This window comes from Caballeronia sp. BR00000012568055 (genome assembly GCF_029439455.1).
GTDB lineage: Bacteria > Pseudomonadota > Gammaproteobacteria > Burkholderiales > Burkholderiaceae > Caballeronia.
This window is the reverse complement of the sequence record NZ_JAQFVG010000296.1, coordinates 77,475-93,363: the sequence shown is the minus strand read 5'-3', so window position 1 is coordinate 93,363 and position 15,889 is coordinate 77,475. Positions and strand designations below refer to the sequence as shown.

Annotated in this window: 19 protein-coding genes; 7 read left to right on the top strand and 12 right to left on the bottom strand. The window is 59.8% G+C overall.

Features of this window, described 5'->3' with window-relative positions; all coding sequences use genetic code 11:
• Positions 1 to 269 precede the first annotated feature (269 nt).
• Positions 270 to 626 (top strand): hypothetical protein, encoded by a 357-nt coding sequence (locus P7F28_RS17925; protein WP_277185894.1) that lies wholly within the window; start codon positions 270 to 272, stop codon positions 624 to 626.
• A gap of 12 nt (positions 627 to 638) precedes the next feature.
• On the opposite strand, the gene P7F28_RS17920 is transcribed toward P7F28_RS17925, so the two are convergent.
• The gene (locus P7F28_RS17920) at positions 639 to 1,172 is read right to left on the bottom strand and encodes a hypothetical protein (RefSeq protein WP_277185893.1); all 534 of its coding nucleotides are present in this window, start codon (positions 1,170 to 1,172) and stop codon (positions 639 to 641) included.
• A gap of 157 nt (positions 1,173 to 1,329) precedes the next feature.
• Positions 1,330 to 2,025, bottom strand: coding sequence for a response regulator transcription factor (locus P7F28_RS17915; protein WP_277185892.1), 696 nt, complete (start codon positions 2,023 to 2,025; stop codon positions 1,330 to 1,332).
• 195 nt (positions 2,026 to 2,220) lie between these two features.
• Between P7F28_RS17915 and P7F28_RS17910 the strand changes: the two genes are divergently transcribed.
• Positions 2,221 to 2,673 (top strand): histidine kinase, encoded by a 453-nt coding sequence (locus tag P7F28_RS17910; RefSeq protein WP_277185891.1) that lies wholly within the window; start codon positions 2,221 to 2,223, stop codon positions 2,671 to 2,673.
• A gap of 98 nt (positions 2,674 to 2,771) precedes the next feature.
• On the opposite strand, the gene P7F28_RS17905 is transcribed toward P7F28_RS17910, so the two are convergent.
• From P7F28_RS17905 to P7F28_RS17860, 10 genes are all read right to left on the bottom strand, one after another.
• Entirely contained in the window at positions 2,772 to 3,707 is a 936-nt protein-coding gene (locus P7F28_RS17905; protein ID WP_277185889.1) for an aldose epimerase, read from the bottom strand.
• 33 nt (positions 3,708 to 3,740) lie between these two features.
• Complete coding sequence (locus tag P7F28_RS17900) at positions 3,741 to 4,643, bottom strand: ABC transporter permease (RefSeq protein ID WP_277185888.1); 903 nt, start codon at positions 4,641 to 4,643, stop codon at positions 3,741 to 3,743.
• Complete coding sequence (locus tag P7F28_RS17895; RefSeq protein ID WP_277185886.1) at positions 4,643 to 5,506, bottom strand: ABC transporter permease; 864 nt, start codon at positions 5,504 to 5,506, stop codon at positions 4,643 to 4,645. The genes P7F28_RS17900 and P7F28_RS17895 overlap by 1 nt, the downstream gene beginning before the upstream one ends.
• On the bottom strand, positions 5,503 to 6,579 hold the full coding sequence (locus tag P7F28_RS17890; RefSeq protein WP_277185884.1) for an ABC transporter ATP-binding protein: 1,077 nt from the start codon (positions 6,577 to 6,579) through the stop codon (positions 5,503 to 5,505). Before P7F28_RS17890 ends, P7F28_RS17895 begins: the two co-directional genes overlap by 4 nt.
• 82 nt (positions 6,580 to 6,661) lie before the next feature.
• Positions 6,662 to 7,795 (bottom strand): ABC transporter substrate-binding protein, encoded by a 1,134-nt coding sequence (locus P7F28_RS17885; protein WP_277185924.1) that lies wholly within the window; start codon positions 7,793 to 7,795, stop codon positions 6,662 to 6,664.
• A 364-nt stretch (positions 7,796 to 8,159) separates the two neighbouring features.
• A complete protein-coding gene (locus tag P7F28_RS17880; RefSeq protein WP_277185883.1) occupies positions 8,160 to 9,083 on the bottom strand; it encodes a dihydrodipicolinate synthase family protein in 924 nt (307 codons plus the stop codon).
• Positions 9,084 to 9,212: 129 nt separating this feature from the next.
• The gene (locus P7F28_RS17875) at positions 9,213 to 9,905 is read right to left on the bottom strand and encodes a FadR/GntR family transcriptional regulator (RefSeq protein ID WP_277185882.1); all 693 of its coding nucleotides are present in this window, start codon (positions 9,903 to 9,905) and stop codon (positions 9,213 to 9,215) included.
• Between the two features lie 145 nt (positions 9,906 to 10,050).
• A complete protein-coding gene (locus tag P7F28_RS17870; protein ID WP_277185881.1) occupies positions 10,051 to 10,887 on the bottom strand; it encodes a 3-keto-5-aminohexanoate cleavage protein in 837 nt (278 codons plus the stop codon).
• Positions 10,888 to 11,049: 162 nt separating this feature from the next.
• Positions 11,050 to 11,331: a DUF3303 family protein gene (locus tag P7F28_RS17865; RefSeq protein WP_277185879.1), complete on the bottom strand. Its 282-nt coding sequence runs from the start codon at positions 11,329 to 11,331 to the stop codon at positions 11,050 to 11,052.
• A gap of 139 nt (positions 11,332 to 11,470) precedes the next feature.
• On the bottom strand, positions 11,471 to 11,737 hold the full coding sequence (locus tag P7F28_RS17860; protein WP_277185878.1) for a hypothetical protein: 267 nt from the start codon (positions 11,735 to 11,737) through the stop codon (positions 11,471 to 11,473).
• Between the two features lie 229 nt (positions 11,738 to 11,966).
• Here P7F28_RS17860 and P7F28_RS17855 point away from each other — a divergent pair, with 229 nt between their 5' ends.
• From P7F28_RS17855 to P7F28_RS17835, 5 genes are all read left to right on the top strand, one after another.
• Positions 11,967 to 12,278 carry an EF-hand domain-containing protein gene (locus tag P7F28_RS17855; RefSeq protein ID WP_277185877.1) on the top strand — a complete coding sequence of 104 codons (312 nt, stop codon included), beginning with the start codon at positions 11,967 to 11,969 and terminating at the stop codon, positions 12,276 to 12,278.
• A gap of 11 nt (positions 12,279 to 12,289) precedes the next feature.
• Positions 12,290 to 13,003, top strand: coding sequence for a response regulator (locus tag P7F28_RS17850; protein WP_277185875.1), 714 nt, complete (start codon positions 12,290 to 12,292; stop codon positions 13,001 to 13,003).
• Complete coding sequence (locus P7F28_RS17845) at positions 13,004 to 14,335, top strand: ATP-binding protein (RefSeq protein ID WP_277185874.1); 1,332 nt, start codon at positions 13,004 to 13,006, stop codon at positions 14,333 to 14,335. It abuts the gene before it with no gap.
• Positions 14,336 to 14,429: 94 nt separating this feature from the next.
• A complete protein-coding gene (locus P7F28_RS17840) occupies positions 14,430 to 15,131 on the top strand; it encodes a helix-turn-helix domain-containing protein (protein ID WP_277185873.1) in 702 nt (233 codons plus the stop codon).
• Between the two features lie 370 nt (positions 15,132 to 15,501).
• Positions 15,502 to 15,888 (top strand): DUF3564 family protein, encoded by a 387-nt coding sequence (locus P7F28_RS17835; RefSeq protein WP_277185871.1) that lies wholly within the window; start codon positions 15,502 to 15,504, stop codon positions 15,886 to 15,888.
• Position 15,889 lies beyond the last annotated feature (1 nt).

Below are 15,889 nucleotides of genomic sequence, written 5' to 3'. Positions count from 1 at the left end.
GCCATACAACTGGCTTTAGCGCATGAAACGCCTGTATAACGGCGGCGGTTGACGCGACTTGACTAATATTGGGATAACCACGAATCGAAAGGTTCCGATTTGACCGATTCGGGCCGGAAACCGCGTCCATAAAGGCGTCGCATAGTCTGTGCCAGTCTTTACGACTTGTCAGACTAGCGGGTTCGATCGCGGTTTCGAATGTCCGGTAAGATCGCGAACGATTCGAACGGCAAGATTAAGCGGATTCTGCACAGAAAGGCATCGGAAACATGAGAAATATCATTGAAATTGGGCTGGTGGCTGCGGGCGCGCTGGCGTTGACGGGATGTGCATCGACGGATGACGCGCTGCTCAAGACCGTGCCGGTGGGTTCGGGCACATCGCATTTCCTGCCCTACGACTTCACGAAATGCGTGAAATCGAAGTGGGCAGCGCTCGATCCGCGCGTACGTGACTATTCGCTCAGCGCGGATACGCAGGCGGTGTCGATTCCATCGAAGGGAATTGCCAGCCAATCCGTGGTGCTGGCGGTGGCGCAGCAATCGGCTAACGGCACCGGCTATACGGTGTACGGCGATGTCGCGGTGGCGAGCCGCTACGTAGCGGCCGCGCACACCTGCGACTGACCTTCAGCGCACTCAGGACGACGGCTTGCCGTCGCGCAAATCCACGCCCGCGAGGTGCGTCCCGACGACGCGCCCGATCAGATAACCATCCGACGCGCACGCGTTCGTGCGCTCCTTCCCTTCCCACTGGATTTTGTATTCATCGTCCTGTGAGTGGAGCGAGGCGGGATCGAAGCGGCGTTTGGCGTTTTTGCCAGCCGCCGTTTCCGCGATAAGACGATTCCACGTCAGCGCATAGCCGTAGCGCACGCCATCGGCGAAGGCGTCCTGATCGCAGACCTGCGACGGCGCGGTGACCTTCAGGCTCTTGTGATACCCGCTCGCCGTGCCGACCACGATCCGCTGCTCACCCTGCACGAGCGGCGATTTAACGGTCTTCGCCGGAACCGCCGATGCCGGCTGAGCCGCCACAGCAGCGGATGCGGCCGGGGCCGCGGCTGCATCGCCTTGTTGGGGAAGCGGCGCGCACGCGCCGAGCGTCAGCGTGGCGGCGGCGAAAACCGACCCCGCGCCCATCCATTGTTTGAAAATCGAACTGCGATTCACCAGACGTTTCCCGTCTCAAAAATAACCGGGCTCTACCATACCATCCGCAGATTAAATCCTCGGAATTTTGAGAAATTTCTCAAAAGGGACGCAGCGGTGAAACGACAACGCGGGCGTTCCTTTCGGAAACGCCCGCGTCTTGAATCGCTAAAAACCGTCAGGAAGCCGACGACGTATGGCTCGACGGCATCTCGATCCCCCGCCGCGCCATTTCGACGATCAGAAACGTCCGCCGTGTCACGTGAAAGCGCGCCAGCAGATCGCTCGAATATTCCTTCGCCGTGTTTTCGCTGATGTTCATCTTCCGCGCGATCGCCTTGTTCGACAGACCTTGCAGCAGATACCGCAGCGTTTCCGTCAGCCGGGGCGGCAATTCGAGCGATTCGATCGTCGGTCCGGCATGCGTGGACACGGGCTTCGGACTATGTCCGCCCTTGCCCAGCACGGTGTTTGGCAAATAGACGCGCCCCGAGAGGATCGTCTTGAGCGCCTCGCGGAACACGCCCGCGCCTTGCTCACTGCCCTTGGAGATGAACCCGCAAGCGCCATTCTTGATGCATTCCAGCACCGTGTCCCGGTCGTCCTGCGCCGAAAGCATGATGGTTTGCACCTCGCGCTCTTCCTCGCGTATCCAGTTCAGCAGGTCCATGCCAGTGGTCTGGCCCCGCAGATGGTAGTCGAGGAACATCAAATCGTAGTTGTGGGCAGAGAGCTTTTCCTTCGCCTGCTCGAAGCCGTCGGCTTCTTCGATTTCGAGCAAGGGCTCGTTCGCCAGAATGAGGCTTTTCATGGCGCTGCGAGTCAGCCCTTCGTCCTCTACGAGCAATACTGTTTTGAAATAACCATTTTCCATTGCACATCCCCGAGAACGGTTCCGATCTTACGCTGCCTCTGATTGACTTCTACCCTCATTTCGGAGGGATACATTCGGCAGTCCCCCAAAATCCTCGAAAGCCCCTCCCCGCGCCGGGTTTAGCGGAAAGCACGGGCGGTCAAAAATGCTTGCATCAAATCAACCAATAAACCATTCAAAAAACCGGAGGATGAGATGTCAAGCCGTCAAGCCGACAACGAGAGTGATTTCGCGTTGTGGCGTATCAAGCGGGCACACGTCGGAGATTCATCGCGGCGCGTGTTGATCGCACACAAGGACAAGTCGGTCGGCGAGACGCTCGCCGTCCAGCTTAGGCTGAAAGGCTTGCAAGTCATCCATACGCAGGATCTCAAATCCCTGCGGGCGCTGCTGACCAACTGGCACCCGCAGGCGCTGTTGCTCGACACCAGTTTCGACGATGAATCCGGCTACGTGTTCATGCGCACGCTGCGTATGGACGCCGATCTCACCGGACGCCTGCTCGTCGCGATGAGCAACGTCTGGCCCGCCGATCCCGTCCAGACGCTCAAGGAAGCCGGTTTCGATGCGCATTGCCGCCGTCCTTGTTCGACATGGCGCATCGTCGAACTGGTCGAGGCGTTTTTCAAAACGCCGGCCACACGTTAGTTGAGGAGAAGTCGCCATGAAGCCCGATGCCTGTCTGCTTGCCGGTGGCTTCTCACCGTCGAAAACATCGCGCGCGCAAACCGCGATGCAGGCGCGCGTCAGGCGGCGTCGGCGGCGCGTGGGTCCGGGTGCGCGTCGGCTGCCATCGAGAGCGACGCCGCTATTTCACTACCTGGCGGCATAAACGCGACGCCGGTGCCGGGAATGCCTTTGGCGTCGAGATTGAAGCCGTCGCTGACATGCGATACCGGTTCGACGCACAGATAACCCGCGCCCGATGGACAATGCACGACGACATGGTTCAGCACGCCATCGGCTTTAAGCTCAAGCGTGCGGTCTTGATCGAATGTCAGCGTCGCGTGTCCGTCCCATCCGCTCAGATAACGCGTGTAACCCTGCGATTCGCGTTCGTGCTGGTGCGCCGGTTGCTCGTCGCCCGGCGCGATCGCGATTTCGCCTTCGTGCCGCCACGTCGTCGTCGCATTTAGTTCGGCATCCTGCGCATTGAAATACGGATGGAACCCGAGACCGACCGGCATCGTACGATTCGAACGGTTTTTTACGCGCATCGACAGCAACGCGCCTTGTTCGGTCGCGCGGATGATTTGCTCGACTTCGAAGGCCCACGGCCAGCCGTGCTCGCCTGCATCGTGTGCGTATTGAAGAACGATGCAATCCGCTTCGTGCTTCTCGACGCGCCATGCCGCGAATTGCCCGAAGCCGTGCAACGCATGCGCCATGCTCGAATAAGCCGATACGCGCACCGTTTCCCCGTCCGGTCCCGGAAAATGCGAGTCCCGCACGCGATTGGAAAACGGAACCAGCGGATAGCAACCGCCTTTGGGCCACGCATCGGCGGGCCAGCTTGCGGCGGTGATCGGCGTGAGCCATTCCTGTGTGCCGCGCGTATCGACGGTGGCGAAACGCATGATGCGCCCGCCTGCCTGCGGCGCGACTTCGATCAGATGCGAACCGCATCGCACGGTCAGACGCGGCTCGCCTTTCAGTTCTGCTACATCACGATTTCTAGTCACTGCATCACTTCATTTGTATGTTGAATCGCACGCTTATTGCCGCTGTTCTTTCACGCGCGACACAAGCTGCGTAGGACTGACGAACTGCAACGCGATCAGCACCCATACGAGCGTAATGGCCATATAGATCATCGCCATGGCATCGATGGATTGCGGCGCGCGTACGCCCGTCGAAAAGACCGCATAGTACAACGCAACGACCAGGGTCTGCGTGGTCGGCCCGGCCGTAAAAAACGTCAGCTCGAACATGCCGATGGTCCGCACCAGCACCAGCAAGCCCGCCGCAAGCATGCCCGGCACCAGCAGCGGCAGCAGCACGTATCGGAAATAGCGTGTGGTGTTCGCCCCGAAAATGCGCGCAGCCGATTCCAGATTCGGGTCGATCTGTTCGATGAACGGCGTCATCACCAGAATCACAAATGGCAGCGCGGGCACCAGATTCGCGAGGATCACGCCGGTCAGCGTACCCGCGAGATGGAATTTGTACATCACGGTGGCCATCGGAATGCCGTAGGTGACGGGCGGGACCATCAGCGGGAGCAAAAAGATCAGCATGGCGAAGCGTTTGCCGGGGAACTGCACGCGCGCGAGCGCATAGGCAGCGGGCACGCCAAGCGCAATCGACAGCAGCACCACCGCGCCCACCACTTCCAGCGTGACGAGCAGCACGCTCGACAACTGAAAATCGCTCCACGCCTGCGCGTACCAATGCAAGGTGAAGCCTTGCGGCAGCAATGTGCCAAACCATCGTGTTGCAATGGAATTGACTGCGACAGTGGCGATCAGCAGCAGGACGTTGACGAGGAAAAAACCCATCGTTGTCCAGACGAATATCTTCCAGAGCCGGTCGCGCAGACTCGTATGCTGTTTCATGATCTTGCCCGCGTTGTTTCCGGGCGATGCCCAGGCCGGAGCGGTTTGATTATCGGTCGTCATCAGCCTTTTCCTCCCGTCACCGGACCGGTATAGAAAAAGCGTCGCGCGCTCAGCATGCCAGCTACCACCAGCAATTGCACGAAGCCCATCACAATGGCGATGGTCGAAGCCAGCGAATAGTCATAACTCTCGAACGCCGCCTCCGATGCCGCGATGGAAATGACGCGCGTGGGTCCCGCAGGTGCGCCAAGCAGCACCGCCGATGGAAACACCGAAAACGCCTGCACGAAGGAGAGACACGCGGTCATCGTCAGGCCGGGCAACAGCAGCGGAAAATAGATTTGCCGAAACTGCTGCCACGGACTCGCGCCGAGCGTTGCGGCCGCACGCGCAAGCGTCGGATCGATGCCCGTCACATACGAAAGCGTCAGCAGAAACGCGAACGGAAAACCCGACACGATCAGCGAGATCAACACGCCCCAATAGTTATGCGTGAGCCGCACTTCATCGTCATAGAGATGCAGCGCCTGAATGGCCTGCGGAAACCAGCCGTGCGGGCTGAAATACGTCAGCATGCCATCGGCGATCAGCACAGTTCCAAGCGTCACCGGAATGACAAGCAGCGTAGTCGCGAACTTCTGATACGGCGACGACTTGCGCAACGCAAATGCTACGGGCACCGAAATACCTACATTGATGAGCGTCGCGGGCACGGCGAGTTTGAGCGTGACGAGGATGGTCGGCCACATCGACGTATCGGTGAAGAACGTGATGTAGTTGGCCCATGCGCCGCCGCCGTTCATCGGATTGAAACTGAGCATCAGGCCGTACGCAAACGGATAGATGAACAGCGCGATGATAAAGATCAGCGCAGGCGCGACCAGCCAGCCTTTCGGATCGCGCTGTGCAGGAAGCGCGATCATTTGTCTTCTCCATACACGAGCGCTTTCGAAGGCGCGACGCGCAGTGAAATGCGCTCGCCTTCGCTGCATTCGCCAGCAATGCGCGCCCACAGTTTTCCGAACGCGGTGTTGACGATGATGAGCGAATCGCGTCCGCCGTATTCGACCACTTCCACGTGCGCATCGAAAGCATTTGCATCGTTCGATGCAGCGCGTTCCATATCCTCGGGACGCAGCGCAAGCGATACCTGCTTGCTGTCGAAACCTTCCATGGCCGTGCCGAGCAAGCGCACGCCGTTCGCGCTCACGGCTACATGGTCGCCCTGCGTGCCTTCGAGCGTGAACGGCAATACATTCCGAAAGCCCATGAAGCGCGCGACATGCAGATTCTTCGGCCGCGAATACACTTCCTTAGGAGACGCAACTTGTTGCACCACGCCCTCTTTCATCACGACGATGCGGTCCGCCATCGAAAGCGCTTCGTCCTGATCGTGCGTCACGTAGATGGTCGCGCGTTCGAGCTTGCCGTGAATACGCCGGATTTCCGCACGCATTTCGATACGCAGTTTGGTATCGAGATTCGACAGCGGTTCGTCCATCAACACCAGCGGCGGTTCGATCACGATCGCGCGCGCAATCGCTACACGCTGCTGCTGTCCGCCCGAGAGTTGACCGGGCAATTTGGCATCGTGTCCGATCAGTTGCACGAGATTCAGCGCAGCCTTCGCGCGCTTCATCGCTTCGGCTTTCGGCACGCCGCGCATCTTCAGACCGAAGCCGACGTTGTCGAGTACGGACATATGCGGAAACAGCGCATAGTTCTGAAACACCATGCCGAAGCCGCGTTTTTCGGGCGGCAATACGTCGATACGTTTGTCATCGAGCCAGATGCCGCCGCCCGTCAACGGCTGCAATCCGGCGATGCAATTCAAAGCGGTCGATTTCCCGCACCCCGACGGCCCGAGCAGCGCGATAAATTCGCCTCGCTGAATATTCAGATCGAGACCCTTCAACGCGGCGAGTTGCTGCCCTTCCGCGTTGGTGAAGCTGCGCGACACCGAATCGAGGCGCAACTGCTCAAATGTGTGCTTCATGGCGATTTCCCTGTGCCTACTTGCGCGCGCGGCGGCGTTCCTTTAACAGAACGCCGCCGCTTTTTCTTTCATGCCGATGCGCTTACTTGGTCTTCTGCGCGCCGATCTCACGATCCCACTTCTGGAACGCCGCGACCATCGCCTGCGCGTTGAGCGGCACGACATGCGGCCGATCCGCCAGCAACTTCGCGTACTCCGGACGACCGTACTTCTGGATCGTTTCCTGACTCTTCGCGGGCGCCATGCTCAGCGGCACGTCCTTCACGGCCGGTCCCGGATAGAAGTAGCCATCGTCATATGTCAACGCTTGCTGAGCCGGCTCGAGCATGAAGTTCATCAGTTTGTAGAGCACGTCGAGCTTTTCTTTTGGCACGCCCTTCGGAATCACCATGTAATGGGCGTCGTTCACCCACGTCATATTGTCGAACGCGCCAACCTTGAATTCAGCCGGTACGATGCCGAGCGCGCGCGGATTGATATCCCATCCCGTCACGGTGACGGTCATATCGCGCGTGCCTTCGCCGAGTTCCTTCATCACCGCCGATGTACCGCCCGGATAATAAGGAATGCAATCATTCAGCTGCTTGAGGAACGCCCAGGTCTTGTCCCAGCCGTTGATCGGATCGTTCGGGTCTTTATCGCCGAGTACGTAGGGCAGACCCATCAAAAACGTGCGGCCCGGACCGGAGTTGGCCGGACGCGCATAGATCAGCTTGTTCGGATGCGCCTTGCACCACGCGAGCAGTTGATCGGGCGTCTTCGGCACGTCCGTCACTTTCGCCGGGTTGTATTCGATCAGCGGTCCCGCAGGCATATACGTGACTTCCAGCCCGTAACCCTGCGCGATGTCCTGCATCTTGCGCGGACCGGGCGCGTATTTGTCGAGCACGCCGGGGAACGCCTTCGCCTGATCGGGCAGCAATTTTTCCCACAGACCTTGCTGAATGCCGGCCGCGAGCGCATCCGTGCCGGTCACGACCAGATCGATATCCGAGCGGCCGGCCGCCTGCATCGCCTTGATCTTGCCCGGCAACTGCGGCGCGGGCGCGTTGGTGAACGTGATACTCGACACCAGATCGGGATACTTCGCCTTGAAGGCTTCGAAGCCCTTCTGCGTCAATTGCAGATTGCCCGCCACATCGACGATATTGATCGATACGGGATCAGCCGCCTGCGCGCCGAACGACGCGACCGCCGCGCTTACGGCGACGCACATCGCCGCCAGTTTCACTGCCGTGAAAGCCATTTTGTCTCCTCACTTCTCGCTGTGTTTGTGCTTTTGCGCTGCTTTTTACGCTGCTTTTTACGATATTGCCGCGTAACTATTCTTCCGTGCTTCAAGCGTCGTGTTTAGCTCGTCGCGTCGTCCTTTTAGCTTTATCGGTTCCGGAAGCTGAAAAATAGCTAACGGAATCATCGTATGTCAAGCAAGTACGAGGGGTGCGCGCGTGTTACCGAAACACGTGCGGAGGCGCTTTATCGTTACGGATCAAGGCGCGCGGATGCAAATGCGGCGCGCTCGGGAGATACCCCGAGCGCGTGTTACCCGATGCGGGTTTCGCGGTTTTCTTGTTTTGTTGTCAGGCGAAGGAGCGTTCGAAGTCAAGCAAGGCATGGACCGCCGTTTCGATGGCAGGCAATGCGTGCTCGGGTGTGTTGCTGAGCAGCGGCAGCATCGGTCCCATATTCGCGATGCCGGACAGCGTGACCGCGTCGTGCAATACCCGGATCAGAGAGATTTCGTCGCGCAGGGTTTCGAGCGGGAGAAAGTGTTCGCGGATGCGTTGGGCTTCGTCATGCTCGCCCGCCTTGGCCGCGCGTAGCAGCGCCATCACCGCGCGCGGCGCGATGCAACCGGAGCCGGTCGTCCACGCAGCCAGACGGAAGTCGCGCGTGTGCGTCAACGCGGGCCGCTCGCCCATGCCCGACACCACTTTCGACGCCGGCACGCTTTCGAGCAGGCGGCGCAGATAGGTGTCGGCGGCGGGATCGGCGCGAACGATCGCATATTTGATCGCCAGCAGCGTGCCGTCTTCGATAAGCGCGGCGAGCGTATCGACGTCCACATAATCTTCGCTCTTGATATAGAGCGTGAACGGCATCCCGGAGATATCCGTCAGCCGCCTCAGGCCGGTAGCGACGCCTTCGGGCGTGGTAAATCCGGCGAGCGGCAGGACCATCGCGGTGCGGTATTGGGTGGTTTTGAGGATGCGCGCCTGATCGAGCATCTTCCCGTAATCCGGACCGATGGCCGGAATCACGCGCGTTTGCGGGGCGGCGATTTCGCCCAACATGTCAAGCAACTCTTGGTAGTCGCTGACTGCGACGTGATAGAGATTTGCGTTGCCGCCATACAGCAGCGTACGCACGCCACCCGATTCGATGTGCCTGATCAGCTTGCTGTTTTCTGTTGTGTCGAGCGTGTAGTCTGCGCGCCGGGCCAATGGCGGCACGGCCATGACGGATTCAGACAACTCGCTCGCAGTGATCGGTTCGATATTCATTCGTGCCTCGTTGGAAGTGAACGGCTTGACACGAAAAGTAGCAACGACGCCCAAAGTTGTCAAACAACTTTGGGCCAGCGATTGTTTCCTAAGGGTTTCCCATCTGTTTCCTGCGCAGTCGTACGACCTCTAACTGCCGAACATGCGATCCAACGCGTTTTCCAGATGCGCACGCATCGCCTGACTTGCGCGCGCCGAATCGCGATCGCGGATGGCATCGAGCACATCCTTGTGTTCACGCTGAACGAGACGCTGCCGCTCGATCGTCTTTGCGAGCGATAGATTGCGCGACAGATTCATGCTGATTACCACCTGCTCTTCCATAAAGGACAGCACGGTAATAAAGAATTGATTTTTCGATGCCCGCGCCACCGCGAGATGAAAGGCGAAATCGTCCTTCGCGCCGATACCTTCCTGCGTTTCGACCACGCGCTCCAGTTGATTCCACGCTTCTTCGATCGCGTGAATATCGTCCTGATCGGCCTTGGTCGCAGCAAGCTCGGCTGCGCCCGCCTCCGTCACGACACGGAATTCATAGCAACGCCGGATATCGGACAAGGTTTCGAGCGGTGCAAAACGACGGACATCAGGATCCGGCCGTCTGCCGATGGTCGTACCCGAACCGCGCCGCGTCACGATAATGCCGTCCGCCCGCAGCCGCGCCAGCGCCTCGCGCACAGTGGGACGCGACGTGGCGAAACGTTCAGCCAGCGCATGCTCAGTCAGAAGACGATCGCCCTCCTTGAACTCGCCTTCGATGATGCTGTTGAGAATATCGCCGTAAATCCGATCGGCCAGACCGGAAGGCTTTCGCTCGTTCATGTTCACGATTCACGTGCCTGTCAGGAGCGAAAATTGTAAAGCAGATTATTTGCGGGTTTGACTTTTAAGTTCGAACAAAAAGGGCGTCCGTCGTTTCCCCCGAGCGGACACCCTTCGGTACTGCGCTGATCGACGCAACGTATTTTCAAAGCGCCAACAAAGCCCGCGCCTCCTTCGCACTGGCCACCGGTCGCCCATACTCCGCGCACAGCGAAGCCACGCGGCTCACCAACTGCGCATTGCTCTTCGCCAGCGTGTCCTTGTCCCACCGAACGTTATCTTCCAGCCCCGTGCGGCAATGTCCGCCCAACTCAAGCGTCCAGTGATTCACTTCCAACTGATGCCTCCCGATACCCGCCGCCGTCCACGTCGCGTCCGGCAGCAGCTTGTTCAGCTGCTCGACCTCGAAATCCAGAATCTCGCGGCGCGCCGGCAGCGCATTCTTCACACCGAGCACGAACTGAACATGAACAGGACTCTTGAGCAATCCCTGATTCACGAGATCAACGGTGCTATAGAGCATGGCCAGATCGAAGATTTCGATTTCGGGTTTGACATTGTGATCTAGCATGGTCTGCGCGAGCGAGCGCACGAAGTCCGGCGGGTTCTCATACACGATAGTCGGAAAATTCACCGAGCCGGTCGCAAGCGATGCCATGTCGGGTTTCAGATCGTGCATCGCGCCGCGTTGTTCGAATGATCGTCCGCGCCCGCCCGTCGAAAACTGGATGATGATGTCCGGGCAATGTTTGCGGATGCCTTCCTGCAATTCCGCGAACCGATGCCGGTCCGAACTCGAACGCTCGTCCTCGTCGCGCACATGCAGATGAACCAGCGTCGCGCCGGCGTCGTAGGCTTCATGCGTGCTTTCGATCTGCTCGGCAATGGTGATCGGCACGGCCGGATTGTCTTTCTTCTTCGGCACCGAACCGGTAATGGCCACCGAAATGATGCAGGGCTGAGTGGTGTTGGCTTGTGTCACGCTGTCGCTCCTTCGGTGCCGGTGTCGTGGGGAATGTTGTGCTGCGACCGGGCGTCCGTGAATATTTTAACTAACTAGTACGTTTGTTATGTTGATCGATTGAACCGTTCGGAGCAATCCACCGAAACCCTAACGCAGCCCTTCTTACGAACCATCGGTCTTTTATTGCCGCTGCGCGAATTCCATCAGCATTTTCCCGGCCTGCTCATCGGTGACGGCGGGCAGGACGTCCATCGAAAAGATATCGGCCCATTCGTGCGCCCAGCGCGCCATCGCTTCGATGTCGTCGGTCTCGCAGACCGCGAAGCCGCGTATCGAACCGATACCGTGCCATCGCCCGATCATTTTGATGCCCTCGGGCGGTGCGCCGCCGGTCTGCAGAAAGCGTTCGGCCGCCGAGCGATTGACGCTCGGCAATGCGGTCCAGTTGACGATGAATAGCATGGCACGATCCTCCTGATGGAACGTGAATGAACGCGATGAAGCGTAACCGCGCGCCACATTGCGCGGCGCTTTCAGTATAGGAGCGGCGCAGGCGAAGCGTACGGCGCGACGCATTCGCCCGCGCGGAAATGCACTATTCTCAGTGCACGATCACCACCGGAACGCCGTATCGGACGCGCACCGGCGGCGCATACACCGGCACGGGCGCAACCACCACGGTGCGCGCCGGCACCGCGTAGTAAGGCGGAGGCGGCGGCGCGTAGTAGTACACGGTGCGCGGCGGCGGCGCATAGACCACGGCGGGCGCGACATATGACACGGTCACGGAGGTCCCCGCGACCGCGCCTTCCGCGCAGGTCAGACCGATGGTGGCGACAGCAAAAAGGCTAAGCATACGAACATTCATGGCGATATCCTCGGGCTTCGAAAGTCAGCAGCGCATGGGTTGCGCCGGCCAGCAGAACGATAGCGATCCATCGCGCGGAACGTGAGCGCAAAGATATTTCATCCGATGTCGGCACGCTCGCCGCCGACAAGCGCTGACATACGCCGACATGATTTGCAGCATTCCTGAAATTGCATTCGCGACGCGGCTCAATAGAATGGCGTCATCGTTGAAATCGAGGAGAAAAATCATGCGAAGCATTGCGGCCACGTTCGTTTCGCTCGCGGTTTGCGCTGCGTGCGCCCTGCCTGCTTTTGCGCAGGCGCAAACGGCGACGCAGCCGATGGGCGCAAGCCCGCGCATCGAACAAGCCATGCAGCGTTTGCCGACGCGTTTCGCCAGCGCCAACACCACGCACGACGGCAAGCTCACACGCGATCAGGCATCGACGGGTATGCCGATGGTCGCCAAGCACTTCGACGAAATCGACACGCAAAAGAACGGCTACGTGACGCTGCCGCAGATTCAGACTTTCCTGCGCGAACACGCTGCGCAACATTGAACGGAGCGCGCATGGACGCCCTGCCGAAGATCATCGTGCTCGACGATGAAGCCGAACTGCGCAACATGCTTCAGCGTTTTCTGACGTCGCAGGGATTCGAAGTGCGCGTCGTGGAAAACGGCAAGCGGCTCGATCGCTATTTGCAGCGCGAGCCGTACGATCTGCTCGTGCTCGACTGGATGATGGAGCCGGAAGACGGCCTCTCCGTCTGCAAGCGTCTGCGCGCCGAAGGGCAGACGCTGCCCATTCTGATGCTCACCGCGAAAGGCGATCCCGTCGATAAAGTCATCGGACTGGAAACCGGCGCGGACGATTACCTTGCCAAGCCATTTCTTCCGCAAGAGTTGGTCGCACGCGTGCGCGCCTTGTTGCGCCGCCAGAAAATCGCAGCAGGCGATCCCACGCTCAACTCGCAGATCATTCGCTTCGGCGAGTTCCGCTTCGATCTCGGCAAGCAGACGCTCACGCGCGCGGGCGCGCCGTTCGAGATGCACTCCGCGCAGTTGCAATTGCTGGGCGCGCTGGGTGCATCGCCGAACCGGGCGGTGAGCCGCGACAATCTGATCGCGCGCACGCGCGGCCGCGATCACGATGCGCTCGATCGCAGTATCGATGTGCAGGTGTTGAGGCTGCGTCAGTTGATCGAGGAAGATCCGGCCAAACCGCGTTACATCAAGACCGTGTGGGGCGTGGGCTACATGCTGATCGCTGAAGTGGAGTCCTGATTGATTGCGCCGCGTTCGCTCTTTGCACGCAACATTCTGCTGCTTGTCGCGCTGGTCGCAATCAGCCAGATTGGCGCGCTGTCCGTGCTTCTGCATTTCGTGCAGACGCCGCGTATCGAGCGGGCGGCGGCGACGTTTGCGAGCTACGTTGTCACGCTGGATCGCGTGATGCGCGCGACGCCGCCGGACAACGCGCGGCTCATCACCGAACATCTCGAAGTACGTAACGACTTGCCCGCCGATGCGCGCATCGCCGCGCCCGAATCGGCGCTGCGTTTTTATCGTACGTATCAGCGCGAAACGTTTATGGAGAACCTGCGGCGCGATCTGCCTGCTGACATGCTGGTGCGCTGGCAAATTGGCGATGGCATGCAGCGCCTGTGGATTCGCGCGCATCTTGCGGGCGAGCCGCGCTGGATTGCCTTGCCCTTGCCCGAAGCCGCACATGACGATGGCATCGTGACCACCTTGCTGCTTTCCGTCGCGCTCGCGGCGCTCGCCGTTGCAGCGGCTTATGTGATTCAACGACATCTGAATCGTCCGCTCGAACATCTGGCGACGGCCGCACGACAACTCTCCGCAGGCGGCGATCCCGGCGTCTTACCGGTCGATGGTCCCACTGAAATCTCACAAGTCAGCGTCGCGTTCAATCGCATGACCGCCGCGTTGCGCGAAGCGGACGCCACGCGCGCGCTGATGCTCGCCGGCATCTCGCACGACATCCGCACGCCGATGACCAAGCTGCGCCTGGCGATGGCCATGTCCTCCGTGCCGAAGACGGACGCTTCGTTCGCGGCATCGGCGGAAGGCTATCTGGACACCATCGACACAATCCTTCAGCAGTTCATGGACTACGCGGGCAGCGGCGCGAAGGAAACGCCCGTGACCGGTGATCTCAACGCGTTGATCGCGAATCTCGCGGCGGATTTCGCCGGTCTCGGACACGAGTTCGAACTGAAGCTCGGCGATATCGCACCCTTCCCTTTTCGTCCGATCAGCATGATGCGCATGCTGATGAATCTGATGCAGAACGCGGCGCTGTATGGCGTGGTCGGACTGGAAGTGCAGACATGGACCGATGAACGCGCGCAGACCGCATGCGTGGTCATTGCGGATCGCGGCAAGGGTCTGCGCGGGCAAGATCCGGAAGCGCTCAAGCAACCGTTCAAACGCGGCGGCGGCGAAGGTCAGCCCAAGGGCACCGGACTCGGGCTCGCGATTGTCGAGCGCATCGCGCGGCTGCATGGCGGCACGTTAAGCTTGCGATCGCGTGACGGCGGCGGCGCGGAAGCGTGCATCGTGTTGCCCTTGGATCAAAAAAACGCCGGATGAAGAGCACGTTCGTTCGTGTAGAAACTCGGCGCATCAAGTGAGATTTTGTTTTTCCGGCATCCGTGAACCATACTGACCGTAGGAGGAAACGGCCATGGATACCGCAACGAATCCTGATGTGCCGAACGTTCGCTTGCGTCAGGCGCACGCACTGCACGTCCATTTTTCCGATACCGACGCGATCCCCTTCCCCACGCGCACCGTCGGCCGCGGCGATGCGCTATTCAGCACCGGCGAGCCGATGCGCAGCCTCTATACCGTGCAATCAGGCTGCTTCAAATCGATCACGACCTATCCCGGTTCCGACGACGACAGCCCGCCGCATCTGCAAGTCACGAGCTTCCATCTTCCCGATGAAACGCTCGGTCTCGATAGCGTGTGCACCGGTCATCACGAAAGCGATGCCGTCGCGCTCGAAGCGAGCGTGGTCCGCATCATGCCGGTCGGCATACTCGAACCGCTGTGCCGCGAATACGCCGCAATGCAGCATGAATTGCTGGCCATCATGAGTGCGGAAATCGTGCGTGCATCGCGGTTGGCGCTGATGCTTGGAACCATGCCCGCACGCGAACGCGTCGCCGCGTTTTTGCTCGACTTGTCCGAGCGAGTCGATACCCACGAAACGCCCAGTGAAGAACTGGTCCTGCCGATGACGCGCGCCGATATCGGCAGCTATCTCGGACTCGAACTCGAAACCGTGGGCCGCATGCTGTCGAAGCTGCATCGTGAAGGGACGATCGAGCTGAACGGCAGGCAGGTGCGTATCGTCGATCGGGCGAAGCTGGCGTTGCATTGATCGTTGTGCGATGCAACGAACGCTTTCACGTTCATGCGCCGATGAAATCCGTATGGTGCACGCGTGCACGAACACAGCGCGAACGTGCCACGTAACGTTGCGACGATGTGCCACCGCGAATTGTCGCAGAATCGTCAGACAGCGGCGCTAGACTCGAATTGAACAGCGCACGTCGTGACTAGCACGAAAAGCACTTGGAACTGCTGACGATCGGCATTGCATTTGCTTACTGTTCAAATCGTGCGTAACGTTGCAGCGCAGCACAAGACGATCGAACTCATCGTGTCATCGACGTTCGAATGTGATGCTGGCAGCAAACGAAATAGCGCACGAATACCGAAAACCGAAATCGATGTCATTGGAGGAAGTCATGCGTATCACAGTCAAGCTGGATGGCTTCGAAGGCGCACGAGACGCGGCCTACGCCATCCTGTGGCTCGACAAGGAAACCCGACGCTGGTCGCGCGAGGGTCATCAATCGGTCGATGTGCCGGACTGGGGCGGATTGCGCACTAATGCGAACGGCACCACGATCTGCTGCCAGAAGGGACAGCAGACCTTCTGCGTGCTCGAACGCCTCGACGTGGACGCGCCCGGCGGACCGGACGAAGGTCTCGAAGGCCGCGTGGTCTGGTACACGCACGACGGCGTCGGCGCAGAAGCTGCGGGACGCTGGCATGTGCAATGCATCGACCGGGACAAAATCCAGGCCGAGCACAGCGTCTTCGCGGGCGAGCAAGACGCGTGGACTTTATAAG